Origin of the sequence: Amycolatopsis sp. CFH S0740 (assembly GCF_004522315.1) — a bacterium.
Lineage (GTDB): Bacteria > Actinomycetota > Actinomycetes > Mycobacteriales > Pseudonocardiaceae > Amycolatopsis > Amycolatopsis nivea.
The window spans coordinates 593,533-619,115 of record NZ_SDLS01000001.1 but is presented as its reverse complement, the minus strand read 5'-3'; the positions used below and the strand labels follow the sequence as shown (position 1 = coordinate 619,115).

Here is a 25,583-nt window from a genome sequence, read left to right as displayed (position 1 = left end):
CGGCAAGGCCCGGGTGGTGCTCCACAATCGTCCGCCGGAGCCACTGCCTGCGGAAATACCGCGGGCGGGAAGCGGCTCCGGTACAGGGGACGCAAAGTTCATGGTGGACGTGATCGTGGTGGGGGCCGGGCCGGCGGGCGTCATGCTGGCCGCGGAGCTGCGGCTGCACGGGGTGCGCGTGGTCGTGCTGGAAAAGGACGCGGATCCGCCGAAGTACGTGCGCGCGCTGGGGATGCACTCGCGCAGCATGGAGGTCCTGGACCAGCGGGGAATGCTGGAGCCGTTCCTCGCCGAGGGGTCGACGCATCCGGCCGGGGGTTTCTTCGCGGGGATCGCGCGGCCCGCGCCGGAACGGCTGGACACGTCGCATCCGTACGTGCTGGGGCTTCCGCAGCCGATCACCGACCGGTTGCTGGCCGAGCACGCGGTCGATGCGGGCGCGGAGATCCGCCGCGGGTGCGAGGTCGTCGGGCTGAGCCAGGACGACGACGGGGTGAGCGTTTCGCTCGCCGACGGCAGCGAACTTCGGGCGCGGTATCTGGTCGGCTGCGACGGCGGGCGGAGCACGGTGCGCAAGGCGCTCGGCGTCGCGTTCCCGGGCGAGCCCGCGCGGCGCCAAGTGCTGTTGGGCGAGATGGAGGCGACCGCGGATCCCGCCGAAATCACCGCGCGGGTGATGGAAATCCGCAAGACGCAGCTGTGGTTCGGGGTCGGGCCGCTGCGCGACGGGATGTTCCGCGTGGTCGTGCCCGCAGCCGGGGTGGTCGAGGACCGGGAGGAGCGGACGCCGACGCTGGACGAGGTCAAACAGCAGCTGCGCGAGTACGCCGGAACGGATTTCGGCGTCCACTCCCCTCGCTGGCTCTCGCGGTTCGGGGACGCGACCCGGCAGGCCGAGCACTACCGCGTCGGCCGGGTGCTGCTCGCCGGGGACGCGGCGCACGTGCACCCGCCGCTGGGCGGGCAGGGGCTCAACCTCGGCCTCCAGGACGCGTTCAACCTCGGCTGGAAGCTCGCCGCCGAGGTCAACGGCTGGGCTCCGGAGGGACTGCTCGACACCTACGAGGCCGAACGGCACCCGGTCGCGGACGCGGTGCTGGACAACGTCCGGGCGCAGGCCGTGGTGATGTCGCCCGATCCGGACGGGCGCGCGATGCGGCGGTTGCTGACCGAGCTGATGGCCTTCGAGGAGGTCAACCGGCTGCTGCTGGAGAAGGTGCTCGCGCTCGACATCCGCTACGACTTCGGCGAAGGGCATCCGCTGCTCGGGCGGCGGATGCCGGACCTGGCGCTCAAGCGAGGGCGGCTGTACGAGCTGATGCACCAGGGCCGCGGGCTGTTGCTGGACCAGAACGGGCAGCTGTCGGCGGAAGGCTGGGCGGACCGGGTCGACCGCGTCGTGGACGTGAGCGAGGACCTCGACGTGCCCGCCGCGCTGCTGCGTCCGGACGGGCACGTGGTCTGGACCGGCGAGGATCAGGGCGAGTTGGAGAAGCACCTGTTGCAATGGTTCGGCGCGAAGCGATGAGGACGTAGCGGGGCGGGTTTCCCGGCTTCCCTGGGGGTGCCGGGAAACCCGCCGCGGTCACGGATGGACCGGACCGCCCCAGCAGTCCTGTTTGCCCAGCCGCACCGACGTGTTGGTGTAGACGCCGTCGGCGATGCTGTCCTGCATGATCGACCGCTGGTCGGACGGGCGCGGCCACTGGTAGCACCAGTGCTGGGCGAAGTAGCCGCCCGCCGCCTGGATCGGGTCGAAATCGCAGATGCCGTCGGTCTGGATGCAGTAGCGGATGGAGCGGACGCCGTTGAAGTCCGGGCGGCCCGCGCCGAACGACACGTATCCGCCGAACGGCGAGGGCAGGCCGGTGCCCGGCGGGAGCGTCGCGCTGATCCCGGTTCCGGCCGGGCCGGGCGGCTGCATCGGGTCGGCGAAGAGCTTGGCGCTGAACTTCGCCTTGTCGACGCCGAGCTGGTCGTCGGCGATGTCGTTGAGGACCAGGTTCGCCACGATCGCGCCCTGGGAGTAGCCGACGACGGTGAACTCGGCGTTCGGGTTCTCGTGGTAGGCGTCCTGGACGACCTGGCGGCCGCGGTCGTGCCCGATCGCGACGCTCTGGTCCATCGGGGTCTGGTCGCAGTTGGGCGCGCCCGCGGCCCCGGCGGGATAGTCCACGACCCGCGCGATGCCGCCCTGCAGCCACTCCGGACGGTAGACCGACGCCTTCCCGTCGCAGGTGCCGCCGATCAGGATGTAGTAGTGCGCGTCGTCGGCGTACGCCGGTGTGGCGCTGGCGAATCCCGCGCCGAGCGTGGCGACGACCGCGCCGATCAGCGCGATCCTCCTGGTTTTCTTCCCCATCGGGTCCCCTCCGCGTCGAATGGTCAGCACGTTGCTGAACGTGTTCGGAAAGCTACGGAGGAGCAATGAAATCCTGCTGACATCATGATCGCCCGCGAGCCGGGGCGTTCGCCGATGCCGCTGGTCAGGCGGCACCGGCGCCGGATCCGAGTCCACCGGATCGAGTGACCCGCCTCAGGCCGGGTTTCTGCGCCGGGCGGCGGGCACGTCGTGCAGGGGCGGACCGGCGACCACGGTGTTGTGGACGGTGCCGATCCCCTCCACGGTCATGCGGACGGTGTCGCCGATCCGCAGCGGCGGCGGTTGCCGGTCACCGCGCCATCTCCACAGTTCGGCGAGGCAGCCGCTGCCGCAGGTTCCGGAGCCGAGCACGTCGCCGGGCCGGACCCAGGTGCCCCGGCTGGCGTAGGAGATCAGCTCGGCGAACGTCCAGGCCATGTTGGCGAGCGTGTCGCCGCCGATGCGGGTGTCGTTGACGAAGACTTCCATGGCGAGGTCGTACCGGCCGTCGCGGTCGGCCAGTTCGTCCGGGGTGACCAGTACCGGGCCGAGGGTCGTGGCGGTGTCCTTGCCCTTGGCCGGTCCGAGTCCGACGCGCATTTCGCGGCTCTGCAGGTCGCGCGCCGACCAGTCGTTGAGGATGGTGAACCCGGCGATGTGGTCCGCGGCCTCGGCGACGGACAGGTTGAAACCCGCGGTGCCGATCACGGCCGCGACTTCGAGTTCGAAGTCCAGCACTTCGCACCCAGGCGGCATCGGGACCGGGGCGCCGGAGCCGATCGCGGCGTGCGGGTTGGTGAAGTAGAAGGCGGGCGCTTCGTACCAGGCGTCCGGGACCTCGCTGGTTCCGGTGATCGCGCGGAGCGAGCCGGCCGTGTGCTGTTCGAAGGTGATGAAGTCGCGGATGCTGGCGACCGGCACCGGGACGGCGATCGACGCGGTTTCGTCCCAGGCCGACCGCTCGCCTGCCGATCCGGTCTCCCCGGCGGCGAGCACCTCGAAGACGTCCGCGGTCTCGGGCAGCAGATCGATGCGGTCGCCGTCGACGACGCCGTAGCGCTGGACGCCGTCGACGAACAAGGAACCGATTCTCATTCCGTCTCCTCGTCGAAGATCGCCACCGCGCGGGTCCAGCCTGCCGACGCCGCGTGGATCTTGACCGGGAAGCAGGCGATCTGGAACCCGGTGGCCGGGAGGCTTTCCAGGTTGTGCAGCTTCTCGAGGTGGCAGTAGCCGATCTCGCGGCCGGCCCGGTGGCCCTCCCAGATGACCGAGGCGTCGCGGTCGCGGGCGTAGCGCTCGGCGGTGAACCGGAACGGGGCGTCCCAGCTCCAGGCGTCGGTTCCGGTCACCCGCACCCCCTGTTCGAGCAGGTGCAGGGTGGCGGCGCGGCCGACTCCGCAGCCGGAATCGACGTAGTCGTCCTGGCCGTAGCGCTCCCCGGCCCGGGTGTTGACCACCACGATGTCGAGCGGGCGCAGCCGGTGGCCGATGCGGTCGAGTTCGGCGTCGATGTCGGCGGGCGTGACGACGTGGCCGTCGGGCAGGCTCCGGAAGTCCAGCTTCACTCCCTGCTGGAAGCACCAGTGCAGCGGCACCTCGTCGATCGTCATGGCCCGGCGGCCTCCGTCCATTGTGGACGCGTAGTGGTACGGGGCGTCGAGGTGGGTGCCGGTGTGCGTGGTGGCCTCGATCCGCTCGATCGCCCAGCCTTCGCCGTCGGGCAGATCGGCGGCCGTCGCGCCCGGGAAGAAGCGGAGCAGGTCCGGGACCGACTGCTGGTGGTCGACGTAGGTGATCGAGGGCCGGTGCCCGGGCGGGTCGGACGCGATCCCGCTCCGCAGCGGAACCGAAATGTCCACGAGCTGTCGCATGGCGACTCCTTCCGGCCGCTCAGCGCGGGATGACGGGGACGAGCAGATGGGAGGCGTGGTCGCCGCCGAGGTGGATGACGGCGCCGGTCGCCGGGCGGGCGAGATCGGGACGGTCGTGCGTCATGAAGCCGAGGTCGCTGTCGCCGACGACCAGTTCGAGGCGCAGCCGCTCGCCCGGCGCGAGAGAGATGCTGGTGGGCCAGATCTCGACCTCGAGCAGGGTCGGCTCGCCGGGCACGAGGGGAATCTCGCGGGAATGGGTGTGCCACGGCCGGTGCGGCAGCGACCGTTCGGGATCGGTCTCGCGGTGGGAAGCCTTGAGCCAGCCCATCGTCATCGGGACCGGACCGCCCTGGGGGCCGACGCCCGGGATCGGCTCGCCGTCCGCGCCGATGTGCTGCACCCGGGCGAAGACGTCGAGGTCGTCCTGCTCGGAGCTGAACCACAGGCGCAGCGCGACCGGGCCGGTCAGCTCCAGCGGATCGGTCACCGGGGCGGTGTCGAAGCTGGCGGGGTAGGCCACCGTCGCGGCGTCCGCGGGCGGGTCCCAGTCGAGGGTTCCCTCGCCGAGGTGGAGCTCGCGCCACTGAGTCTGCGGGAGCGGGAAGTCCGTGGCGTCTCGCCATTCGACCTCGCGCCCGTGCCGGATCGCGAGCCGTACCGGGGGCACGCCGTCCATCCGGTCGGGCTGGTCTCTGAGGAACCGGTCGAGGAAGCGCAGCTGCAGATCCAGCGCCCAGTCGGCGTAGTAGGGATCGATGTGGGTGCCGGTGTGCACGACGAGCCACTTGTCCCGCGACGCCGCGCGGGCCCAGCCTTCGATGTTGCCGCGCAGGTGGACATGCAGGGCGCCCCAGTTGCCCGCCGACAGCACCGGCACCGTGACCCGGTCGAGGTCGACGATGCGCGCTTGGTGGTAGTCGTCGAGCACGGGACGCTGCGGGAGCACCTCGCGCCAGTCGTCGCCGTCCTCGCCGTTGCGCTGGGGAGTGATCTGGCGGTCCCACCAGAACTCGACGAACCCGTTGGCGTACAGGCCGCCCTGGTAGATGAAGTCGCGGTAGAAGTCGGTCGCGCCTTCCCAGGCCACGACCGCGGCGAGGTGCGGCGGCTGGAGTTCCGCGACCCGCCAGCCCATCATCGCGAGCCACGAGATGCCGCTGGACGCCACCTTGCCGGTGGACCACGGCTGTCCGGCCGCCCTTTCGACGACGTCGTAGAAGTCCTCGGAATCGCCCGGGCTCATCAGATCCATCCGCCCGGGCGACTTGCCGGTGCCACGGGTGTCGGCGCGCAGCACCGCGTAACCGCGGGCGGTCCACCACTCGGGGTCCGGGGTCTCCCAGACCATGTGCTCGCTCTGCGGCACGCGGTCGTAGAGCGGGTAGCGGTCCGGCCAGTGGACGTCCTTGCCGTACGGGCTGATCGACGCCAGCACGGGAAACGCGCCCTCGTCGTCGGGCAGGAACAGGTCGGCCAGGATCGGCGGGCCGGTGCGGGCGGGGACCTCGATGTCCCGTTCGATGCGCATCTCAGTACTCCAGGAGGTGACCGTTAAAGCAAGTCAGCTTGCGTCAAGGAGTATGGCGACTGGCGCCCGCTAAAGCAAGCGGACTTGTATTAGAGTGCTGCCCGTGAACGATTCGGACGTCCGGCGACGCCCCGGCGGACGCGCGGCACGGGTGCGCGCCGCCGTCATCGACGCGACCAACGAGCTCCTGCAGGACCACGGCCTGACCGGACTGAAGGTGTCCGAGGTGGCGCGGCGCGCGCAGGTCAACGAGACCTCGATCTTCCGGCGATGGGGCACCCGCGAGAACCTCGTCATCGACGCCCTGCTCGCCGACGCCGCCAAACAGCTTCCCGTGCCCGACAACGGGAATGTGCGCGACGACCTGATCGCCTACGCCACATCGCTCGCGAAATACCTGACCTCGCCCGCTGGCAACGCCCTCGACCGGACCCTGGCCTCGGCCGGCGACGACCCGGCCACCCAGCAGCTGCGCGACCAGTACTGGGACGCCCGCTACGCCCAGTCCGGCCAGATCGCCGCGCGGGCGGTCGAACGCGGAGAACTGCCCGAGGGCACCAACCCGCGGTTCGTGCTGGAGATGCTTGTCGCGCCGCTGCACTTCAGGATCGTGCTCACCCGTGAGCCGCTCGAACCGGACTTGCCCGCACGCATCGTCGACGCGCTCCTCCACGGGCTCCTCACGTCTGCCTGAGTCAGCGTTGTGGCCCGTACGGTCCAGAACCAGTAGGGTCGGCGCATGGCCCGGCCCCGCGAGTTCGACGAGCAACGCGTGTTGCTCGCTGTCCGCGACGAGTTCTGGGACAAGGGCTACGCGGCGACGTCGCTGGATGACCTGCTGCGCGCGAGCGGGCTCGGCAAAGGCAGCCTGTACGGGGCGTTCGGCGACAAGCGAAGCCTGTTCCTGCGGGTGCTGCGCGACTACGACGACGCGAACCTGCTGAAGCTGCGCGAAAATCTGGCGTCCGCGGCGCGCGGGATCGACATGGTGCGCGCGTTTCTGCTCAGCCCGACCGTCGACCCGACCGGAGCGGTCGCGCGTCGAGGTTGCTTGCTGGCCAACAGCAACGCCGAACTGGCCGCCAGCACTCCGGACGTGGCCGCTGAGGCGCGTCGCAGCTACGACGCGATCACGGACATCCTTGCCGAGGCACTGGAACGCGCCCAGCGCGAAGGCGACCTCTCCCCTGACGCCGATCCTGCCGAGACAGCCCGCGCGGTGCTCGTCGCCCAGCTCGGCCTGACCGCGCTCGGGCGTACCGGCATGGACGTCGACGCGCTCACCAAGGCGGCCCAGTCCACTATCGAGCGGCTGCTGCCCGTCCCGGCGCAGTAAGCCGCACCGCCGCTCTCGCCGCGGATGCCTGCCTGGCACATCCAGGTCCATGCATGCTCTTCCCGCCTTCGTTATTGACCGCTCGGTCCAGATCTGCGACAGTTATGGACCTTACGGTCAATAACCTTGAAGGAGGGCGGCATGGCCGTCTTGGCAGACAAAATCGCCGTGGTCACCGGAGGCAGCACCGGCATCGGATTCGCGACCGCGCGCGCGTTCCGCGACGAGGGCGCCAAGGTCTTCATCACCGGCCGTCGCAAGGACGCGCTCGACGCCGCGGTCGCCGAACTCGGGCCTGCCGTGACGGGCGTGGTCTGTGACGCTTCGGTGCTCGAGGACCTCGACGCGTTGTACCGAACCGTGCGCGAGCAGGCCGGTCGCATCGACGTGCTGGTCGCCAACGCAGGCATCGGGATCTCGGCTCCCCTCGGCGAGGTGACGGAGGAGCTGATCGACTCGGTGTTCGCCACCAACGTCAAGGGAACGATCTTCACCCTGCAGCAAGCGCTGCCGCTGCTGAGCCCGAACGCCTCGGTGATCCTCACCGGTTCGACCGCCACCACCCGGCCCAGCCAGGGACTCGAGGTCTACGCGGCATCGAAGGCCGCGATCCGCAACCTCGCCCGGGGCTGGGCGCTCAGCTCGCGCACGCACGGGTTCCGGGTCAACGTCGTGTCCCCCGGCGGCACGCGCACGCCCGGTCTTCTCGAACTGGTCCCGTCCGAGGCGCTCAAGCAGTCCGAAGGCGCGATACCGCTGGGTCGCCTCGCCGAACCCGCGGAGATCGCCGCCGTGACGACGTTCCTTGCCTCGGATGCGTCCAGCTATGTCAATGGCGCCGAGTTCTTTGCCGACGGGGGTTACGCGCAGGTGTGAGCACCCGCGAGAACATCACGGGGACAGAGCGAGAACTCGGTGCCTGGCAAGGAAAGCAGCGGGCGTCGACCGCTGCCGGAGCCGAACTGTCCGGTCTTGCCGAGCGCAGCAGGGAAGCAGGCTCCGTGCGAGCGCGGGTCTGGCGGGAACTCTGCAAGGCTCGGCGATGAAAGCCAAACCACCGAGCGTTCGAGTGCTGCACGCACGTGGCCGTGCGCGAGCGTTCGTCAGCGGACGCGCGGCGAGAATTCCGCGAAATCGGGCAGCGCAAGGCCAAGCCGCCGGTCTTAACGGGTGCCGCGGGTGCCCTCGGCTGTGCGCGAGCGCAGGTCGGCGGAAAGACGGCGAGAACTCCGGCAGCGAAAGCCACCGGTCTTGCCGAGCGATGCGACCAACCCGGCTGCACACGCTCGGCAGAACGGCGGCGTGAACTCGGCGGGACCCGGCGGCGAAAGCCAATCCGCCCGATCCCGCCGAGCGCTGCACACACCCGGCCGCGCACGAGCGCCGGTCACCGCACGACCGGGACGAGCTCCGCAACGTCCGGCAGCGGCGACACCCCGGCGTGCACGAGCGCGGGTCACCGCACGCGCGACGTGAACTCCACAAGGTCCAGCAGCGGAGGTGCCCTGCCGCGCACGAGTGCCGATCACCGCACGCGCAACGTGAACTCCGCAAGGCCCGGCGGCGACACCCCGGGGCGCGCGAGCGCGGATCACCGCACGCGCGGCGTGAACTCCGCGAGATCCGGCAGCGGCGGCACCTCCCGGGCATACACGTCCGCGGCCAGCACCCCGGTGGTGACGCGGGTGGCGGTGCGGCGGCCGAGTTCGTCGAGGATTTCCTGTTCGGTCCGGCCGCGGGCGAGCAGGAGCAGGAACGGGTCCGCGTCGAGCAGCCACGCGACCTGGAACGACAGGGCGGCGGCGTGCCGGCACGGGAGCTCCCAGCCGGGGCAGTCGCAGTCCGGGTCGAGGTCGCCGATGCCGGGCAGCAGCGGGACGACCTCGGCCAGCTCCGGCGGCAGGTGCCGGTCGAGCAGTGCGGCTAGGTGGCCGGAGTGGTCGGCGGCGCGGTCGAGCAGCAGTTCCCAGTCCGTTGTGGACAGTTCGGCCAGGTGCACGCCGGTGCGGTACGGGCCGTCGTCGGCGTCCTCGGTGGTCGCGGTGATGAGGCCGGGGCTGACCGTGATCGGGCCGACCAGGCCTGCCGCGGCGTAGCTCCTGCCTTTCTTCAGCTGCCGCAGGTCGAGCGCGGTGTCCTCCATCGCCTGCAGCCACGCGCGGCCCCACCAGGTGCGGGCGAACGGGCCGCGGCCGGGGCGGGCGGGGAACGCGGGAAATCCGCGGACCCGGTCGGTCATCGCTGCCTCCGGAGGGTGACGAGCTCGGCCAGTTCGGCGTCGGTGAGTTCGGTGAGCGCGGCCTCGCCCGAGGCGAGCACCGCGTCGGCGAGCGCGCGTTTCTCCCGCAGCATCACCGCGATCCGGTCCTCGACGGTGCCTTCCGCGACCAAACGGTGGACCTGCACCGGCCGCGTCTGCCCGATCCGGTACGCGCGGTCGGTCGCCTGGTCCTCGACCGCCGGGTTCCACCACCGGTCGTAGTGCACGACGTGGTCGGCCCGCGTGAGGGTGAGCCCGGTGCCCGCGGCCTTGAGCGACAACAGGAACACCGGCACGTCGCCGTTCTGGAAACCGCGGACCAACTCCTCGCGCCGGGCGACCGGGGTGCCGCCGTGCAGCAGCTGCGAGGGGACGCCGCGTGCGGCGAGGTGCCGTTCGAGCAGCCGCGCCATCACCACGTACTGAGTGAACACCAGCACCGCGCCGTCCTCGGCGAGGATCGTGTCGAGCAGTTCGTCGAGCAGCTCGAGCTTGCCGGACCGCCCGGCGAGCGGGCTGTCCTCGGGTTCGCCGAGGAACTGCGCGGGATGGTTGCAGATCTGCTTGAGCGCGGTGAGCAGCTTGACCACGCGGCCGCGGCGGGCCATGCCGTCGCTCGCGGAGATGTCCGCCATCAGCTCGCGCACGGTCGCCTCGTACAGCGCGGCCTGCTCGGCGGTGAGCGACACCGGCCGATCGGTCTCGGTCTTGGCGGGCAACTCGGGCGCGATGCCCGGGTCGGATTTGCGGCGGCGCAACAGGAACGGCCGCAGCAGCCGGGACAGCTGCTCGGCGACCGCCGGATCGGCCCCGGATTCGACCGGCTTCCCCCAGTGCCTGCGGAACTCGGCGAGCGGGCCGAGCAGGCCGGGCGTGGTCCAGTCGAGGATCGCCCACAGTTCGGTGAGCGTGTTCTCCACCGGCGTGCCGGTGAGCGCGACCTTCGCCGCGGAAGGCAGCAGCCGCAACGCTTTCGCCGTGTCGGAACGGTGGTTCTTCACGTGCTGGGCCTCGTCGGCGACCAGCAGATCCCAGCTCACCGCGGCCAGCGGCGCGGGATCGGTGCGCAGCGTGCCGTAGGTGGTGAGGACGAACCCGCCGCCGAGATCCTCCAGCGACCGCGCCGTGCCGTGGAACCGGCGCACCGGCGTGCCGGGCGCGAACCGGCGGATCTCGGTTTCCCACGTGCCCAGCAGCGAAGCCGGGCACACGACCAGCGTCGGACCGGCGCCGCGGTGCAGGTGCAGGGCGATGAGCGTGACGGTCTTGCCGAGCCCCATGTCGTCGGCGAGACAGCAGCCGAGGCCGAGGCCGGTGACGGTGTCGAGCCACTGCAGGCCGCGCAGCTGGTAGTCGCGCAGGGTCGCGGCCAGCCCGGCCGGCTGCGGCACCGGCGCCGGATCGGCCGACAGCCGCTCGCGCAGCTCCTCCAGCCAGCCGTCGGTGCGGACCTCCACCTGCTCGCCGTCGACCTCGGTGCGTCCGGTGAGCGCGACGCCCAGCGCCTCGATCGCGGTGAGCGGCTTGAGCGTGCGGTCCCGGGCGCGGTCTGCGGTCGTGCGGTCCAGCAGCACCCATCGGTCCCGCAGCCGCACGACCGGACGCTGGGCCTCGGCGAGCGCGTCGAGTTCCGCGACGCTCAGCTCGCTTTCGCCGAGCGCGAGCTGCCAGTCGAACTGCAGCACCCGGTCGCCGCCGAAGAACGACCGCGCGTCCGACGGCGCGTCGCCCGGCCGGACGACCGCTCGCGCGGCCAGCCCGGTGAGCTCCGCGGGCCAGTGCACCGCCAGCTCCGCGGCGTCGAGCGCGCCCGCGAGCAGTTCGGCGATCTCGCGGTCTCCCAGCGCGACCGACGACGGAACCGCCGCCGACAGCAGCGGAGCCAGCGCGGGCCACACCTCGGCTCCGTGCCGCAAGGCCAGCAGGACCTCGTGCCGCGCCTCCTGGCTGCCGGTGCGCCACAGTTCTTCCGCGTCCACCAGCGGTTCGGTCCCGCCGTGCACCTGGACGACCGCGCGGAACCGGCCGCCCGCCAGGTCGTCGGACTCGATCCGCAGCGACACCCGCAGCGCGGGCTCCACTCCGGCGACGTCGCCGAGGAACCGCATCAGCAGCGGATACGGCTCCGGCAACCGCGCCGGGTCGCCTGGGATCGGCGTCGCGTGCGCGTGCGGCGGCATCGCATCGGCGAGCCGGCGCAGCCAAGCTTCCTCGTCGGGGTCGAGCGCCCCGGTCCACCCGGCCGACGCGAGCCGTTCCGCGGCCTCGGCGGCCAGCGCCCAGAACCTCGCCGACGGACCGGCCAGCGGCCGCAGCACGGGCACCGCGTCCGCGGTCGGCAACCGCAGCGCGGGCACCGTGCGCACCCCGTCCGGCAGCACGACCTCGACGGTCCCGGGCGCCCCGGGACCGTCCGGCTCCGCGCCGTCCGGTCTCCAGAACACGACCCGGCCCGGCTCCACCACTACTGAATTCAGCGCTCCGCCCTCCCCTGGCTGGCCTCTCCGGGATAGTCTACCGGAAAACTCTGTACTGCGTACAAGGAGCGATATGGACACCGAGGAACCGGGCGATCCGCGGCGGGCCATCGAACTGCTGTGGGGCGTGCCGGGTCCCCCGCGCCGCGGCCCGAAGCCGAAGCTGTCGGTCGAGCACGTGGTGTCCGCCGGGATCCGGGTCGCGGACGCGGAAGGACTGGACGCGGTCACCATGCGCCGGATCGCCGACGACCTCGGCGTCGCCACGATGTCGCTCTACACCTACGTGCCCGGCCGCGACGAGCTGCTGGAGCTGATGCTTGACCACGCGCACGGCGAGCTCCCCGGGGAGCTGCCGGAGGGCTGGCGGGCCGGGCTCGCCGCGGTCGCCGAGGACCTGTGGCGGCTCTACCACCGGCATCCGTGGCTGCTGGAGATCCGCGTAGGCCGCCCGACGCTGGGCCCGCACACCTTCGCCAAATACGAGCGCGAACTCGCCGCGATGGACGAACTCGACCTCGACGACGTCCAGCTCGACGCGATCGTCAGCCTGCTCAACGGACTGGTCGCCGGCGCGGCGCGCGGTTCGGTGGACGCGACCCGCGCCGCCCGGCGCAGCGGGTTGAGCGACGTCGACTGGTGGAACCGTTCCGCGCCGGTGCTGGCGGAAATCCCGGCGGCTGATCCGGTGCACTTCCCGCGCGCGAGCCGGGTCGGCACCACCGCCGGGCAGACCTACGGCGGATCTTCGGATCCCGAGCACCATTTCCGGTTCGGGCTCGAGCGCATCCTCGACGGGATCGGCCAGCTCGCCGGAGCCTGACCGCGCGAAATTGTCGGCGCCCCGGTTTACCGTTCGGACAGTGCCGGCGGAATCCGTTCGCCGGCCCGCATAGGGAGGGGCACGCAGTGACCGGGCAGCACGACGCGGCCGAAGCCGCGGTCGCGCAGGCGTTCCGCGACGAGTGGAGCTCCGTCGTGGCCACGCTCATCCGCGTCACCGGCGACTGGGACCTGGCCGAGGAATGCGCCCAGGACGCGTTCGCGCTCGCCGTGCGCACCTGGCCGCGCGACGGCGTTCCGGACCGCCCCGGCGCGTGGCTCACCACCGCCGCCCGCAACCGTGCCGTCGACCGGCTCCGCCGCGCGTCGGCGGGAGCGGACAAACTCCGGGAGGCCGCGCTGCTGGCCGTCCCGGACGAACCGGCAGCCGTCCACAGTGGACAGAACATGGTGGAAGACGACCGGCTCCGGCTCATCTTCACCTGCTGCCATCCCGCGCTCGCGTTCGAAGCGCAGGTGGCGCTCGCGCTGCGCACGCTCGTCGGGCTCAGCACCGCCGAGATCGCCCGCGCGTTCCTCGTGTCCGAGTCGACGATGTCGCAGCGCCTCGTCCGGGTGAAACGCAAGATCCGCGCCGCCGGGATCCCGTACCGGGTGCCGCCCGCGCACCTGCTGCCCGAGCGCACCGCCGCGGTGCTCGGCGTGCTGTACCTGCTGTTCAACGAGGGGTACTCGGCCAGCGAAGGCGACGACCTCCAGCGTCCCGATCTGGCGGTCGAAGCGATCCGGCTGGCCCGGCTGCTGCATTCCCTGATGCCGGACGAATCCGAAGCCACCGGCCTGCTCGCGCTGCTCCTGCTCCAACACGCCCGCCGCAGCACGCGGAACAGCCCCGACGGCGAATTGATCCCGCTCGAGGAACAAGACCGCAGCCAGTGGGACGCCGCGGCGATCGCCGAAGGCACCGCGCTGCTGGAAAGTGCGTTGCGACGGCGCAGCCCCGGGCCGTACCAAGTGCAGGCCGCGATCGCCGCGTGCCACGCCAGTGCCGCGCGCGCCGAAGACACCGACTGGGCGCAGATCGCCGGGCTCTATCTCCAGCTGCGGCGTTACCGGCCGGGTCCGGTGGTCGAACTCAACCGCGCCGTCGCGGTCGGCATGGCCGTCGGGCCCGAAGCCGGGCTCGCCCTCGCCGACAGGCTGGCCGAAGACCTGACGGGCTACCACCTGCTGCCCGCCACCCGCGCGGACTTCCTCCGCAGGCTCGGCCGCACCGAAGAAGCCCAGGTCGCGTACACCGAAGCGCTCGCCTTGGCCCCCACCGGAGCCGAACGCAGCTACCTCCGGAGAAGACTTTCGGAAATTTCTTCGCCGGAGGTGTCTGTCTCCGCCTCGTCCGTTCGTCGGGAGGGCAGAACCGACTCCGGAAGGACAGTCATGATCACCAAGACCCTCAGCGCACCCGGCGCGCAGATCCACTACGACGTCGCCGGTTCCGGGCCGCTGCTGCTCCTGGTGCCCGGCGGGCCCGCGGACGCCACCGGGTTCGCCGCACTGCGCCCGTGCCTCGCCGACCGCTACACCGTCGTCACCTTCGACCCGCGCGGGATCTCCCGCAGCCGCACCACCGATCTCGACGACGACCTGGTCGGCCAGCACGCCGAGGACGTCCAGCGGCTGCTCGCCGAACTCGACGCCGGGCCGGTTTCGGTACTGGCCAACAGCGGCGGCGCGATCACCATGCTCGAACACGCCGCGCGCTACCCGGGCGCGGTGCGGACGCTCGTCGCGCACGAACCGCCGGTCAGCCGCTACCTCGGCGACCTGCTGGCCGATTTCCCGGACATCCCGGCGATCTACCGGGAGCAGGGCGTCGACGCGGCGATTGGAGCGTTCATGGCCGCCAGCGGCTTCGAGATCCCGCCGCCGCCCGAGCACCCCACCGCCGAGGAAATCGAGCAGGGCAAGCAGATGCGCGGCAACTTCGAGGTGTTCTTCGGCAAGCTGATGGGCGCTATCGGCGCGTGGGAACCCGATCTCGAAGCGCTCGCCGCTGGGGACACCAGGATCGTCGTCGCGGTCGGCGAGGCGGTCGGGACCCCGGCGTACGAGGCGGGTGTCGGCCTGGCCCGGGCGCTGGGCAGCGAGCCGGTCCGGTTCCCGGGCGACCACGGCGGTTTCGCCGCCGAACCCGAGGCGTTCGCCGCCCGCCTCGCCGAAACCCTCAACGAGGAGAACTGATGCGCTACCTGCTGATGATCGCCGGCTCCGAAGAGCCGACCCCCGAACAGCTCGCGATCGGCTGCGGCGGCTGGTCCGAGGACCTGCTCCAGCGCGGCATCCTCGTCGGCGGCGGCGGACTGCACCCGCCCGCGACAGCCACCACGGTCCGCGTGCGCGACGGCGAGGTCCTGCTCACCGACGGGCCGTTCGCCGAGACCAAAGACCAAATCGGCGGCTACGCCGTGCTCGAATGCGCCGATCTCGACGAGGCCGTCGACCACGCGTCCCGGCACCCGGCCGCCACCTACGGCACCATCGAAGTACGCCCGCTGCTCGGCTGACGCCCGCACCCGCTCCCGGAAAGGAACCCCCTTGCCCTCCATTGTGGACAGAAACGAACAGCGCTACGTCGGCTACCGCGCGACGGTCGGCCCCGACGGCATGGCCGAGGTCGCGCACCGGATCGCCGCGATCATCGGCGCCCTCGCCGAACGCGGCCTCGAACCCGCCTGCGCGCCGTTCTTCCGGTACCTGGTGCTCGGCTCGGACATGGAGACCGTCACCGTCGAGGTCGGCGTCCCGGTCACCGAACCGCTCGACCTCGGCGACGAATACTTCAACGACGTCCTGCCCGCCGGGAAATACGCACAGGCCACCCACCACGGAGCGCCCAGCGGCCTCTTCGCCGCCACCGCCGACCTCCTCGCTTGGGGCGAAAAGGAGGACGTGCGCTGGGACCGCACCGTCGAGGCCGACGGCGAGCACTGGGTCGCGCGTCTCGAGATCTACCGCACCAACCCGCAGATCGAGCCGGACGCGAACAACTGGGACACCGACCTCTGCTTCCGGCTCGCCGACTGACCTCCCCGGCGTCCCGGGGTCACGCGCCCCGGGACACCACCGCACCGACCAGGCACCCGAATCCGGCCGCGGACAGCACCGTGCGGACCAGGTTCCACCGCACCCACGGCTCCTCGAACTGGGCCCGCAGCGCGGCGAAGTCGACCGTGTCCGCGGCGAGGGCGTTGTTCATCGGCACGTTGATGGCGCCGGTCACCACCACCATCGCCACCAACAGCACGGCACCTGCGATGAGCCAGGGCAACCCGCCTCGCGCGCCGCTGGTGAAGTGCAGCACCACGGCCGCGACGGCGAGCAGCGGCGCGCCCAGGAACGACAGCATGAACCAGCCGTTGAGGATCGCCTCGTTGATCCGGCGCATCGCGGTCACGAACGTGTGGTCGTCGGCATGGGCGAGGCCCGGCATCACCGACACCGTGTACGCGTAGAACAACCCCGCGATCAAGCCTGCCGCGACCACCGCCGCCACGAGCGCCGCCTTGGAAACGATCACCATCGTCTTGCCTTTCGTCTTGTCCCCCAACGCACCCCAGTCAACCCGCAGACCGCGAGACGATCCATCGGTTATCCGCTCGGAGCCATGCGTCATCGTCTCGCTAGGAGACCCCATGCAGCACTCGCTCCCCAACGGCGTCACGCTCGGCGCCGAGCACTTCGGCGACCCGGCCGCGCCGCTGGTCCTGCTCGCTGGCGGCACCACGATGCTGTCCTGGCCCGACGCCGTGTGCGAAGCCCTTGCCCGCGGCGGACGGCACGTCGTTCGCTACGACCTCCGTGACGCAGGCACCTCGACCACGATCGACCCGAACGCCCCGGCCTACACCCTGCGCGACCTCGCCGCCGACGCCGCCGCGCTCGCCCGAGAACTCGACGACCGGCCAGCTCACCTGGCCGGCATCGGCGTCGGCGGGATGGTCGCCCAAGTCGCCGCCCTCGACCACCCGGAGGCTTTCTCCGCACTCACGCTCTGCGGAACGCGCCCCGTCGCCCCCGGTCCGGTCGACGCGGACCTGCCCGATCACGACAAGAAAGCCATGCGCGAACTGTTCTCGCTGCCGATGCCGGACTGGTCGGACCGCGCCGCCGTCACCGACCGGGCCGCCGCCAGCGCCAAAGTCCTCGGCAACGACCCCGACGCGGCCCGAACCGTGGCGGCCCGCATCTTCGACCGTGCGGCCAGCGCGGAGCCCGCCGTGCAGATGGCCAACCACCTCGGCATGGTGTTTTCCAAACTGGACTGCACGCCGCGCTGGCGCGAACGCCTGCCGGAAATCGCGCTCCCGACGGTGGTGCTGCACGGCCGCCGGGACGTGTTCTTCCCGGTGGGCAACGGCGAAGCGCTCGCCCGCGAGATCCCCGGCGCACGGCTGGTCGTCCTGGAAGACGCCGCGAGCGCGATTCCGGACGTTGCCGCCGAAGAGGTCGCCGCAGCGATGCTCGCCGCCTGACGCCGAGCGCCGGACTGATTCCCAGCCACGACCGGGCCAGCTCGACAGTTGTCCGGCACTGCGAACGCTGAGCCTCGCGGGAACTCTTTGGCAGCGCGCAGATAGCGGACTTCCTCGGCACCGGGCCAGCGCTCGGAGCGGCAGGTCGGCGCGGCCAGGGATGAGGAAACAACGGACCTCGTCGACACTCGGGCAGCACTTGGTACGGCTGTCTGCGCCGTCGGGAGGCGGAAACAGCCCGACTGCGACGGCCGCCTGCGCGATCGGAGGGGGAATAGCGGACTTCCTCGACACTGGGCTGCGCTCGCTCACTACGGCGGTCTGTGCAGTCGGGGAGGCAACCGACCCGACGCCCGCAACGTCTGTCGGCGCGGTCGAGGAACCGGAAAATAGCGGGCTTCCTCGCCCCTGCCCCATCGCCCACAACACCGCGGCCGGTGAGCCGGAACAGCGGGCTTCCTCGCCCCTGTCCCACCGCCCGCAACGCCGCGGCCGGTGAGCGGGAACAGCGGACTTCCTCGACGCTGGCCCAGTGCTCGGGACTGCGATCAGCGCGGCCGGGCAGAAGAAAGCGCGCCGCGGCAAGGGAACCCGCGAAAACACGAAGTTTTCCCTTTCCGCGGCGCTAGTCTCGGCCAGGTGGACCCGCTCACCGCGTTGCTCGAAGGACCCCGTGCGCACGGCGCGTTCCTGCTCCGGTCCGTGCTGCGCCCGCCGTGGTCGTTGCGGATCGAGGACGAAGCGCCGCTGACCGTGCTCGCCGTCGTCCGCGGCGATGCCTGGCTCGTGCCCGACAACGCCGAAGCCGTCCGGCTGGGCACCGGCGACGTGGCCGTCGTCCGGGGGCCCGATCCCTACCTCGTCGCCGACGAACCGGGGACGCCGCCGCAGGCCGTGATCCGGCCGGGGCAGGAGTGCGTCACGCCCGACGGCGGGCATCTCACCGACCTGACCGAGTTCGGCGTCCGCACCTGGGGCGGCGACCCCGACGGTCCGACCGTGCTGCTCACCGGCACCTACCCGACGGTCGGCGAGGTTTCGCGCCGCCTGCTCGCCGCCGTGCCGAGCGTCGTCACCGCCCGGGCCGGAACCAGCCCGGATCCGCTCGTCGCGATGCTCGCCGACGAGATCGAACGCGACGTCCCCGGGCAGGAAGCCGTCCTGGACCGGGTGCTGGACCTCCTGCTCGTCCGCGTCCTGCGGGAATGGCTCGACCGCCCGGCCGCGCCCGCCTGGTACCGCGCGCACGGCGACCCGGTGGCCGGGCAGGCCCTGCGATTGCTGCAGGACCAGCCCGAACACCCGTGGACCGTCGCCGGTCTCGCGAGCGCGACCGGCGTTTCCCGCGCCGCGCTCGCCAGGCGGTTCACCGACGCGGTCGGCGAACCGCCGATGACCTACCTCGCCACCTGGCGACTCGCCCTCGCCGCCGACCTCCTGCGCCAGCACCCGGACGCGACGCTCACCGCCATCGCCCGGCAGGTCGGCTACCGCAGCCCCTTCACGCTGAGCGCCGCGTTCAAACGGGAGTACGGGCGCAGCCCGCAGCACTACCGTCTGCGCGAACCTGCCTGAAGCGTCAGTCCTCCTCCCCGAACATCTTCGCGAACAGGTGCCGCACCTTCTCCGCCGCGCCGTCGGACAGGAACAGCTCCAGGTTGTCCGCCGACATCCGCGCCGCCGGCTCGGCGCGTTCGAGCATGACCTGCTCGAACTTCCGCACATCGCCGCCTTCAGCGAGAACCAGCGCAAGCTCGGCGCCGTCGCGCATCGCGAGGTTCGCGCCCTGCCCGGCGAACGGCGACATCAGGTGCGCCGCGTCCCCGATCAGCGTCACGCCAGGCGTGCTCTCCCAGCGCACCCCGACTGGCAGCGCGGTCAACGGATACGCCAGCAGCGGCCCCGACGTGGCATCCACCAGCGCCAGGAATTCCGCCGGCCACCCGGCGTAGAGCTCCTTCAGCGCGGTGCGAGCGCGATCCGGGTCGTCGAACGGGATCCCCGACGACTCCATCCAGTCCTCGCTGCACCGCAGCGTCAGATGGACCCGGATGGTGCCGTCTCCGTTGCGCTGCGCGGAAAGCGTCTGCTGATCCCCGATCGCGGAAAACCCGCCGCGCCCGACGAGCGCCGAAGCAGCCGGGTGCGCCCGGTCCGCGTCGTGGATGACCAGCTCCATCCCGTGCGCGCCGCAGTACGCCGGTTCCGCGTCGGTCAGCAGCGGCCGGATCCTCGACCGGGCGCCGTCCGCGCCGATCAGGAAATCGCAGTCCAGGGTTTCGCCGCCGGACAGGTGGACGCGGTGGCGTCCGTCGCCGAGCGGCTCCGCGTGCGTCACCGCGTGTCCCCAGTGGACAGTCTCTTCCGGAAGCGCGTCGAGCAGCAGTTTCCGCAGCGCGGGGCGGTCCGCCTCGGGACGGCCCCAGCGTTCTTCCCCCTCGTCCGGGGTGACTTCCCGCCGCAGCAAGGTTCCCGCGGAGTCGTACAGGACCATGTCCTGGCCCTCCGGACGGGCGATCGCGCGGTAACCGGCCTCCAGTCCGGCCTCGCGCAGCGCCCACTGACCCTCGGCGACGGTCAGGTCGAGCGTGCCGCCTTGGACTCGCGCTTCCCTGCTGGCATCGCGTTCGCAGACCACGGCGTCGATCCCGTGCGCGTGCAGCACCCGCGCACACGTCAGCCCGCCGAGCCCGCCCCCGGCGATCACGATTCGCATGATGACATCCCCTCGATACACTGTATTGACCAAATACACCGTATCGGAACCGCCCCGGTACTGTCACCCGAAAAGGAGCGAGCATGGACGAACTGGTGTGGGAACGGCCCGAACCGCCGGCGCGCGCGGCGCCGGCGCCGTTGAGCCGCGCCCGCATCGTCGAGACCGCCTGCGCGCTCGCCGACGAAGGCGGGCTGGAAGCGGTGTCGCTGCGCAAAGTCGCCGCCGCGCTCGGCGCCGGGCCGATGCGGCTCTACGGCTACCTCGACACCAAAGAAGAACTGCTCGACCTGATGACCGACGCCGTCTACGGCGAGATCCCGCTGCCCGACCCGGACACCGAAGGCGTGGCCGCGCTGCGCGCGCTCGCCCACGGCTGCCGCGCCGCCGTCCAGCGGCACGAATGGTTCGCGGACCTGATCGGCGGACGCCCCGGCCTTGGCCCGAACGCGCTCGCGTACCTGGAGGCATCGCTCGCCGCCGCGGCCGGTCCGGGCCCGATCGAGGACGCCGTGATCACGGTCTTCACCGTGCACTCCTACGTCACCGGTGCGGTCCGCAGCGAGATCCGCGAACGGCGGCTCATCAGCGACACCGGCCTCGACGAGGAAGGCTGGCACCGCGCCGCCGCGCCGTATCTGAAGCGGATGTTCGACACCGGCCGCTACCCCACCCTGTTCCGCACCGCCCGCGACGCCGTGCACCCGGACGGCGACGCCGTCTTCGCGGCCGGCCTCGAGCGCGTGCTTGCCGGACTCGCCCTCAGCTAGTTACCGCTTAAGCGGCAAGATAGGCGCATGGACACCGCCGCACTGGGGCCCACGACCCGTGTCATGCATGCGATGGAACAGCTCTGGGCCGAGATCCGGCGGCGGCACGCGGACGTTCCCGAAGCGATCCTGGTGCTGGCGTCGGGAACGATGGGCACCACCACCGAAATCCACGGCCACTTCGCGCGGTCCCGCTGGCACGTCGGCGACGGCGTCGAACCGCGCGCCGAGTTCTTCCTCGGCGCCGAAGGCCTCCGGCGCAGCGCGGCGGAAATCCTCTCCACCACGCTCCACGAAGCCGCGCACGGACTCGCCGCCACCCGCGACATCGTCGACGTCAGCGACGGCCGTTACCACAACAAACGCTTCGCCGCGCTCGCCGCCGAACTCGGCCTGCGCGCCGAACAGGCGGACCGGATCGGCTGGTCCTCCACCACCGCGCTGCCCGCGACTCTCGAGGCGTACCAAGGAGAACTGTCCCGGCTCGAAGCCGCGCTGACCGTGTGGCGGCACACCGAACAGGAGGTCGCCCGCCGCGCCGTCGCGGCCCCGCCGGACGACCCGGAAACGCCGGACGAGATCGCCGAACCGCTCGCGCCGCCGGTGGTGATCGCCCCGGTCGACGGCCGCGGCGCGCACCGCGGCGGACCGAACTACGTCGCGGCGATCTGCCGGTGCGAACCCCCGCGCCGGATCCGCGCGGCCCGGTCGATCCTGGAACTGGGGCCGATCACCTGCACCTTGTGCACCGAGCCGTTCATCGAGGCCTGACCGCTGCCGCGGCACCAGGCTAGTGCTTGCACTTTGCTATCACTTCGGGCTACTGTCGCGCTCCACGAGCGAAGGGGGCGCCATGCTGAGCCAGGCAGCGGAAGGCGTGCTGGTACATCAGAGCGAGGTGCTCGAGAACAACGCGGTCGTCGTGCAGGGCCGCGATGGCGTGCTGCTCGTCGACCCCGGGCTCACCCACGAGGAACTGGCCTGCCTCGCCCAGGATCTCCGCGAACTCGGCCAGCCGGTCGCAGCGGGCTTCGCGACGCATCCGGACTGGGACCACGTGCTCTGGCACGCCGAGTTCGGCGACGTCCCCCGCTACGGCACCGCCCGGTGCGCCGCCTCCCTGCGGGACCTGCTGGCAAAGCCGGACTGGAAAACCCTTGTCGCCGAAGGATTGCCGCCGGAGATCGCCGACGACGTGCCGATGGACCTGTTCGGCCGCGTCACCGGCCTGCCCGCCGGAACCGCGTACCTCCCCTGGGACGGTCCGCGCGCCCGGATCATCGAACATCCCGCGCACGCCCCCGGCCACGCGGCGCTGCTGATCGAGGAACGCGGGGTTCTCGTCGCGGGAGACATGCTTTCCGACGTGCTCGTCCCGATGTTCGATCGCACCGCCGACCCGATCGAGGACTACCTGACCGGGCTGCAACTGCTGGAAGCCGTGGCGGACGAAGTCGAAATCGTCGTCCCCGGTCACGGATCCGTCGCAGCCGGTCAGGTCCGCGCGCGCATCGAGCTGGATCGCGCGTACGTGCAGGCCCTGCGCGACGGCCGCGAGCCCGACGATCCCAGGATCGGCCCGTCGGCCAAACCCGGCTGGGAATGGGTCAGCGACCTCCACCGGGGACAGGCCGCCAGGTTCGGCTGATCAGCCGAACCAGCCGCGATGCAGCGCCGGAGCCAGTTCGTGCGCGGCCGAATCCCGGATGGCGTTCTCGTCGTGAAGATAGCCCTCGGTGGTCGACAACGCGGCGTGTCCGAGGTCGCGCTGCACCTGCCGCGGCGGGACCCCTCGCTCGATCGCGTGCGTCGCGTAGGAATGGCGCGCCGAATGCGGATGGATGGTGTCGCACAACGGCTGCAGGTGCGTCGCGACGAACCGGGCCTCGGCGGTGTTGAGCACCTCCTGCAGCCGCGCGGTCTTGGGTGGCTGGCAGAACGTCGCACACAACCGGCGCAGCAACGCCGTCACGTGCGACACGTGCACGCGCGCGCCGGTGCTGGTGACGAACAACGGCTCCGCCCGCTTCGCGCCGACCTGCCCGCGCAGCGCCGGGACCTGCGGCGCGGCCCGGTCGGCCAGATAGGCGTCGAGCGCGTCGGCCACCGGCGCGGCCAGCGCGACCTCGCGGTCCTTGGATCCCTTGCCGTGCACGCGAAGCACGCCGAAGCCGCCCGCGGTCGGCCGCCGGTAGTCGCCCAGATCGACGCCGACGAGTTCCTCCGCGCGCACGCCGGTGCCGACCAGGATCTCCACCATCGCCCGGTCGCGCAGGCCGTTCCGGCTGTGGCCGGCCAGCAGCCACGCCGCGAGCAGCAACGCCCGGCACGCGTCGAACGACCAGCGCGCGGTCTGCGACGGGACGCCGGAGGGCCGGTTGAGATGCTGCGCCCGCCGGTCCACGAGCGCGGCGGGATTGTGCCCGGCCAAGCCTTCGCGCAGCAGGTACTTGCGGTAGAACGCGGACACCGCCGACAGCATCCGGCCGCGCGTCGCGTCGCGGTACCCGGCCCGCGCCAGCTCGTCCAGCCACTGCTCGACGTGCTCCACCCGGACGTCGGCAAACGACGTGAACCCGTTGCGCAGGCACCAAGGCAGCCACGCGAGCGCGTCCGGATCGGCCCGCCGCGCTCGGCCGCGGCGGCGTCCCGGATCGGGCGGCTGATAGCCGGGCACCCAGTCGAGCGGGATGCCGAGATCGGTCGCGTACGCGACGCGGGTGTTGAGCGACGCGTACACGCGCAGGAACTCCCCGAACCGCTCCCGCGCGTCCTTGCCCGCTCCCCCGGCATCAGTGAGCGCGAGGGTCATGCGCGCCCGCCCGGATACCGCGCGGCGACCCCGGCGAGCACGAGATCGATCCCGGCGAGGAACTGCTCGCGGTCGTCGTGCTCGCGCATCTGGCTCGCCATCAGCCGGGTCGTCTCGTACTCCCGCGGGTCGAGCTGCTCCCACGCTTCCGCCGTGGCGGCAAGGAATTCGGCCCGGTCCGCGTCCGGCTCGGCGACCTGGCTGTTCGCCGCGTTCTGCCCGGCCGCGCCCAGGACGTAGTGCATCAGCACCGACGTCGCGGTGAACCAGTGCTCCTCGGGCACGCCCAGCGCGCGGACCCGGCGGCCGAGGCTTTCGAGGATCCGCGGCGTCACCGGCCCGCCCGGGCTGCGGGACAGCTGCAGCAGCAGCTGCGCGGCCAGCCACGGATGCGCGTCGATCGCGGAGAACAGGCCGAGCGCGACGGCGTGCACTTCCTCCCGCGGCGATCCGGCCGGCTCCGCCGCCAGCGCGTCGGCCACCACCGCGTCGGTCGCGGCGACGAGCAGCTCGCCCTTGTTCGCCACGTGCCAGTAGATCGCCCCGGGCCCGGTCGCGAGCCGCTCGGTGAGCACCCGGAACGTCAGGCCGCTCTCGCCCGCCGCGTCCAGCAGTTCCACCGCCGCCTCGACGATGCGCTCCCGAGAGAGTGCCTCCGTGCGCCGCTGTGCCCGGCGCGTCCCCGTAGCCATGCGCCCATCTTGACACATCTGGTACGTCGTTCCAATATGGAATGGCGTACCAGAACCCTCGGCAGAAGGAGCTTCTCAATGATGTTGTCAAGCCGCCGCGGTGACGGGTGTGGCTTGGTAGCGGGCTCCGTCCCGGATCATGGCCCACAGGACGTTGACCCGGCGACGGGCGAGGGAGAGCAGCGCCTGTTTGTGGTTTTTCCCCTCGTGCCGTTTTCGCCAGTAGTAGGCGTGAGAGGCAGGGCAACCTCGCAGGCTGGCCAGCGCGGACAAGTAGAACGCGCGCAGCAGGGTGCGGTTGAACCGTCGTGGTCGGCGGAGGTTGCCGCTGACTCGGCCGGAGTCGCGTGGTGCCGGTGCGAGGCCGGCGAACCCGGCGAGGCGGTCGGCGCTGCCGAACGCGGTCAGGTCACCGCCGGTGGCGGCGATGATGTCCGCGCCGAGCTGGATCCCCAGGCCGGGCAGGCTGAGGATCACCTCGGCGTGGCGGTGCTGGCGAAACCGGGCCTCGATAAGGGTGTCGAGCTCGCGGATCTCCTCGTCGAGGGCCATCACCCCCTTCGCCAGGCGCGCGACCATCGTGGCTGCCAGTTTCTCGCCGGGCAGGCTGGTGTGCTGGGCACCGGCCGCGTCGACCGCTGCCTGGGCCAGGGCGGCCGCGTTGCGGACCTTGCGTTTGACCAGCCACGCTTCGATCCGTTTCGCGCCCGCCCGGCGGATCGCGTCCGGAGTCTGGAATCCGGTGAGCAGCACGACCGGGCCCTGGTTGGTCAGCTCGAGCGCGCGTTCCAGAGCGGGGAAGATCTCCAGCAGCTGGGCGTGCAGCCGGTTGATCTGCCGGGTCCGGTCGGCCACCACGTCGGCTCGTCGTGTGGTCAGCGTGCGCACATCGACGGCGATCTCGTCGCCGGGGCGCAGCTGTCCGAGGTCGGTGCGCATGCGGGCCTGGTCGGCGATGACGAACGCGTCCTTCGCGTCGGTCTTGCCCTCTCCGCGGTAGGAACCGGAGGCGCGGTGCACGGCCAGTCCGGTCAGATAGGTCATCGGCTGGTCGTGGTTGATCAACAGCCCGATCAGCAGCGCGGCACCGCCGTGGTTGAGGTCGACCGCCCACAGCGCGTCCGTCGAGATCGCGAGCACGTCGGCGATCAGCTCCAGCAGCGCGGTCTCGTCGTTGAGCACCCGACGCGACAGCAACCGCTCACCACGGGCGTTGATCACCACGCAGTGGTGATGTTCCTTGCCCACGTCCACTCCGGCCCACAGTTCGGGCATCGCCACCTCCGCACGCTCGATCGTCACTGGTCCCACAGACGACCTCGCCGACGTTGCCCTACACAGCGATCGTTCGCGGTTCTCAATGAGCGGTCGAGTCGTCGCGGGGGCTGCGGGTGGCCAAGCTCCTTGAGCCATCCGACGGCTCCCGTCATGCAGCCAT

24 protein-coding genes and 1 pseudogene are annotated in these 25,583 nt (G+C 71.5%); 14 read left to right on the top strand and 11 right to left on the bottom strand.

The features are described 5' to 3' along the window. Window positions 1–100: 100 nt before the first annotated feature. Window positions 101–1,528 (top strand): rifampin monooxygenase, encoded by a 1,428-nt coding sequence (gene rox, locus EIZ45_RS03050; RefSeq protein ID WP_134662718.1) that lies wholly within the window; start codon window positions 101–103, stop codon window positions 1,526–1,528. A 57-nt stretch (window positions 1,529–1,585) separates the two neighbouring features. Here rox and EIZ45_RS03045 read toward each other — a convergent pair whose 3' ends face one another. From EIZ45_RS03045 to EIZ45_RS03030, 4 genes are all read right to left on the bottom strand, one after another. Then, a complete protein-coding gene (locus EIZ45_RS03045; protein ID WP_205669888.1) occupies window positions 1,586–2,362 on the bottom strand; it encodes a PE-PPE domain-containing protein in 777 nt (258 codons plus the stop codon). A gap of 174 nt (window positions 2,363–2,536) precedes the next feature. Beyond that, window positions 2,537–3,457: a fumarylacetoacetate hydrolase family protein gene (locus EIZ45_RS03040; RefSeq protein WP_134662716.1), complete on the bottom strand. Its 921-nt coding sequence runs from the start codon at window positions 3,455–3,457 to the stop codon at window positions 2,537–2,539. Further along, a complete protein-coding gene (locus tag EIZ45_RS03035) occupies window positions 3,454–4,236 on the bottom strand; it encodes a cyclase family protein (RefSeq protein ID WP_134662715.1) in 783 nt (260 codons plus the stop codon). Before EIZ45_RS03035 ends, EIZ45_RS03040 begins: the two co-directional genes overlap by 4 nt. A 19-nt stretch (window positions 4,237–4,255) precedes the next feature. Next, a complete protein-coding gene (locus EIZ45_RS03030; protein ID WP_134662714.1) occupies window positions 4,256–5,767 on the bottom strand; it encodes a CocE/NonD family hydrolase in 1,512 nt (503 codons plus the stop codon). Between the two features lie 103 nt (window positions 5,768–5,870). Here EIZ45_RS03030 and EIZ45_RS03025 point away from each other — a divergent pair, with 103 nt between their 5' ends. The 3 genes from EIZ45_RS03025 (at window position 5,871) to EIZ45_RS03015 (ending at window position 7,979) form a co-directional block, all read left to right on the top strand. Beyond that, a complete protein-coding gene (locus EIZ45_RS03025) occupies window positions 5,871–6,461 on the top strand; it encodes a TetR/AcrR family transcriptional regulator (RefSeq protein ID WP_134662713.1) in 591 nt (196 codons plus the stop codon). 45 nt (window positions 6,462–6,506) lie between these two features. Beyond that, window positions 6,507–7,103 carry a TetR/AcrR family transcriptional regulator gene (locus EIZ45_RS03020; protein ID WP_134662712.1) on the top strand — a complete coding sequence of 199 codons (597 nt, stop codon included), beginning with the start codon at window positions 6,507–6,509 and terminating at the stop codon, window positions 7,101–7,103. Window positions 7,104–7,244: 141 nt separating this feature from the next. Next, entirely contained in the window at window positions 7,245–7,979 is a 735-nt protein-coding gene (locus EIZ45_RS03015) for an SDR family NAD(P)-dependent oxidoreductase (protein ID WP_134662711.1), read from the top strand. 715 nt (window positions 7,980–8,694) lie between these two features. On the opposite strand, the gene EIZ45_RS03010 is transcribed toward EIZ45_RS03015, so the two are convergent. Beyond that, complete coding sequence (locus EIZ45_RS03010; RefSeq protein ID WP_134662710.1) at window positions 8,695–9,342, bottom strand: SWIM zinc finger family protein; 648 nt, start codon at window positions 9,340–9,342, stop codon at window positions 8,695–8,697. Continuing rightward, window positions 9,339–11,807: a DEAD/DEAH box helicase gene (locus EIZ45_RS03005; RefSeq protein WP_240690613.1), complete on the bottom strand. Its 2,469-nt coding sequence runs from the start codon at window positions 11,805–11,807 to the stop codon at window positions 9,339–9,341. Before EIZ45_RS03005 ends, EIZ45_RS03010 begins: the two co-directional genes overlap by 4 nt. Window positions 11,808–11,913: 106 nt before the next feature. Here EIZ45_RS03005 and EIZ45_RS03000 point away from each other — a divergent pair, with 106 nt between their 5' ends. The 5 genes and pseudogenes from EIZ45_RS03000 to EIZ45_RS02980 all read left to right on the top strand — a co-directional run bounded on the left by EIZ45_RS03000 (window position 11,914) and on the right by EIZ45_RS02980 (window position 15,707). Beyond that, window positions 11,914–12,663 (top strand): TetR/AcrR family transcriptional regulator, encoded by a 750-nt coding sequence (locus EIZ45_RS03000; RefSeq protein WP_037806149.1) that lies wholly within the window; start codon window positions 11,914–11,916, stop codon window positions 12,661–12,663. A gap of 86 nt (window positions 12,664–12,749) precedes the next feature. Further along, window positions 12,750–13,991: pseudogene (locus tag EIZ45_RS02995) on the top strand (RNA polymerase sigma factor); the annotation flags it as partial. A 69-nt stretch (window positions 13,992–14,060) separates the two neighbouring features. After that, window positions 14,061–14,864: an alpha/beta fold hydrolase gene (locus EIZ45_RS02990; RefSeq protein ID WP_134662962.1), complete on the top strand. Its 804-nt coding sequence runs from the start codon at window positions 14,061–14,063 to the stop codon at window positions 14,862–14,864. Next, complete coding sequence (locus tag EIZ45_RS02985; protein ID WP_037806147.1) at window positions 14,864–15,187, top strand: YciI family protein; 324 nt, start codon at window positions 14,864–14,866, stop codon at window positions 15,185–15,187. The genes EIZ45_RS02990 and EIZ45_RS02985 overlap by 1 nt, the downstream gene beginning before the upstream one ends. 31 nt (window positions 15,188–15,218) lie before the next feature. Then, window positions 15,219–15,707 carry a GyrI-like domain-containing protein gene (locus tag EIZ45_RS02980; RefSeq protein WP_167756325.1) on the top strand — a complete coding sequence of 163 codons (489 nt, stop codon included), beginning with the start codon at window positions 15,219–15,221 and terminating at the stop codon, window positions 15,705–15,707. A gap of 19 nt (window positions 15,708–15,726) precedes the next feature. Here EIZ45_RS02980 and EIZ45_RS02975 read toward each other — a convergent pair whose 3' ends face one another. Then, window positions 15,727–16,203: a DUF1772 domain-containing protein gene (locus EIZ45_RS02975; protein WP_167756324.1), complete on the bottom strand. Its 477-nt coding sequence runs from the start codon at window positions 16,201–16,203 to the stop codon at window positions 15,727–15,729. 112 nt (window positions 16,204–16,315) lie between these two features. Between EIZ45_RS02975 and EIZ45_RS02970 the strand changes: the two genes are divergently transcribed. Further along, window positions 16,316–17,155 carry an alpha/beta fold hydrolase gene (locus tag EIZ45_RS02970; protein ID WP_037806141.1) on the top strand — a complete coding sequence of 280 codons (840 nt, stop codon included), beginning with the start codon at window positions 16,316–16,318 and terminating at the stop codon, window positions 17,153–17,155. Between the two features lie 639 nt (window positions 17,156–17,794). Then, the gene (locus EIZ45_RS02965) at window positions 17,795–18,730 is read left to right on the top strand and encodes an AraC family transcriptional regulator (protein ID WP_037806139.1); all 936 of its coding nucleotides are present in this window, start codon (window positions 17,795–17,797) and stop codon (window positions 18,728–18,730) included. A 4-nt stretch (window positions 18,731–18,734) separates the two neighbouring features. Here the strand turns inward: EIZ45_RS02965 and EIZ45_RS02960 are convergent, their stop codons facing one another. Continuing rightward, the gene (locus EIZ45_RS02960) at window positions 18,735–19,871 is read right to left on the bottom strand and encodes an NAD(P)/FAD-dependent oxidoreductase (protein ID WP_134662709.1); all 1,137 of its coding nucleotides are present in this window, start codon (window positions 19,869–19,871) and stop codon (window positions 18,735–18,737) included. Window positions 19,872–19,954: 83 nt separating this feature from the next. Between EIZ45_RS02960 and EIZ45_RS02955 the strand changes: the two genes are divergently transcribed. From EIZ45_RS02955 to EIZ45_RS02945, 3 genes are all read left to right on the top strand, one after another. Continuing rightward, entirely contained in the window at window positions 19,955–20,641 is a 687-nt protein-coding gene (locus tag EIZ45_RS02955) for a TetR/AcrR family transcriptional regulator (protein WP_037806136.1), read from the top strand. 27 nt (window positions 20,642–20,668) lie between these two features. Then, window positions 20,669–21,412 (top strand): hypothetical protein, encoded by a 744-nt coding sequence (locus EIZ45_RS02950; protein WP_043838714.1) that lies wholly within the window; start codon window positions 20,669–20,671, stop codon window positions 21,410–21,412. 82 nt (window positions 21,413–21,494) lie between these two features. After that, window positions 21,495–22,289, top strand: a complete 795-nt coding sequence (locus tag EIZ45_RS02945; protein ID WP_134662708.1) for an MBL fold metallo-hydrolase — start codon at window positions 21,495–21,497, stop codon at window positions 22,287–22,289. Here the strand turns inward: EIZ45_RS02945 and EIZ45_RS02940 are convergent, their stop codons facing one another. The 3 genes from EIZ45_RS02940 to EIZ45_RS02930 all read right to left on the bottom strand — a co-directional run bounded on the left by EIZ45_RS02940 (window position 22,290) and on the right by EIZ45_RS02930 (window position 25,420). Then, complete coding sequence (locus EIZ45_RS02940) at window positions 22,290–23,453, bottom strand: tyrosine-type recombinase/integrase (RefSeq protein WP_134662707.1); 1,164 nt, start codon at window positions 23,451–23,453, stop codon at window positions 22,290–22,292. Beyond that, window positions 23,450–24,145, bottom strand: coding sequence for a TetR/AcrR family transcriptional regulator (locus EIZ45_RS02935; RefSeq protein WP_043838717.1), 696 nt, complete (start codon window positions 24,143–24,145; stop codon window positions 23,450–23,452). Before EIZ45_RS02935 ends, EIZ45_RS02940 begins: the two co-directional genes overlap by 4 nt. Before the next feature lie 87 nt (window positions 24,146–24,232). Continuing rightward, entirely contained in the window at window positions 24,233–25,420 is a 1,188-nt protein-coding gene (locus EIZ45_RS02930; RefSeq protein ID WP_134736020.1) for an IS110 family transposase, read from the bottom strand. Between the last annotated feature and the right edge of the window lie 163 nt (window positions 25,421–25,583).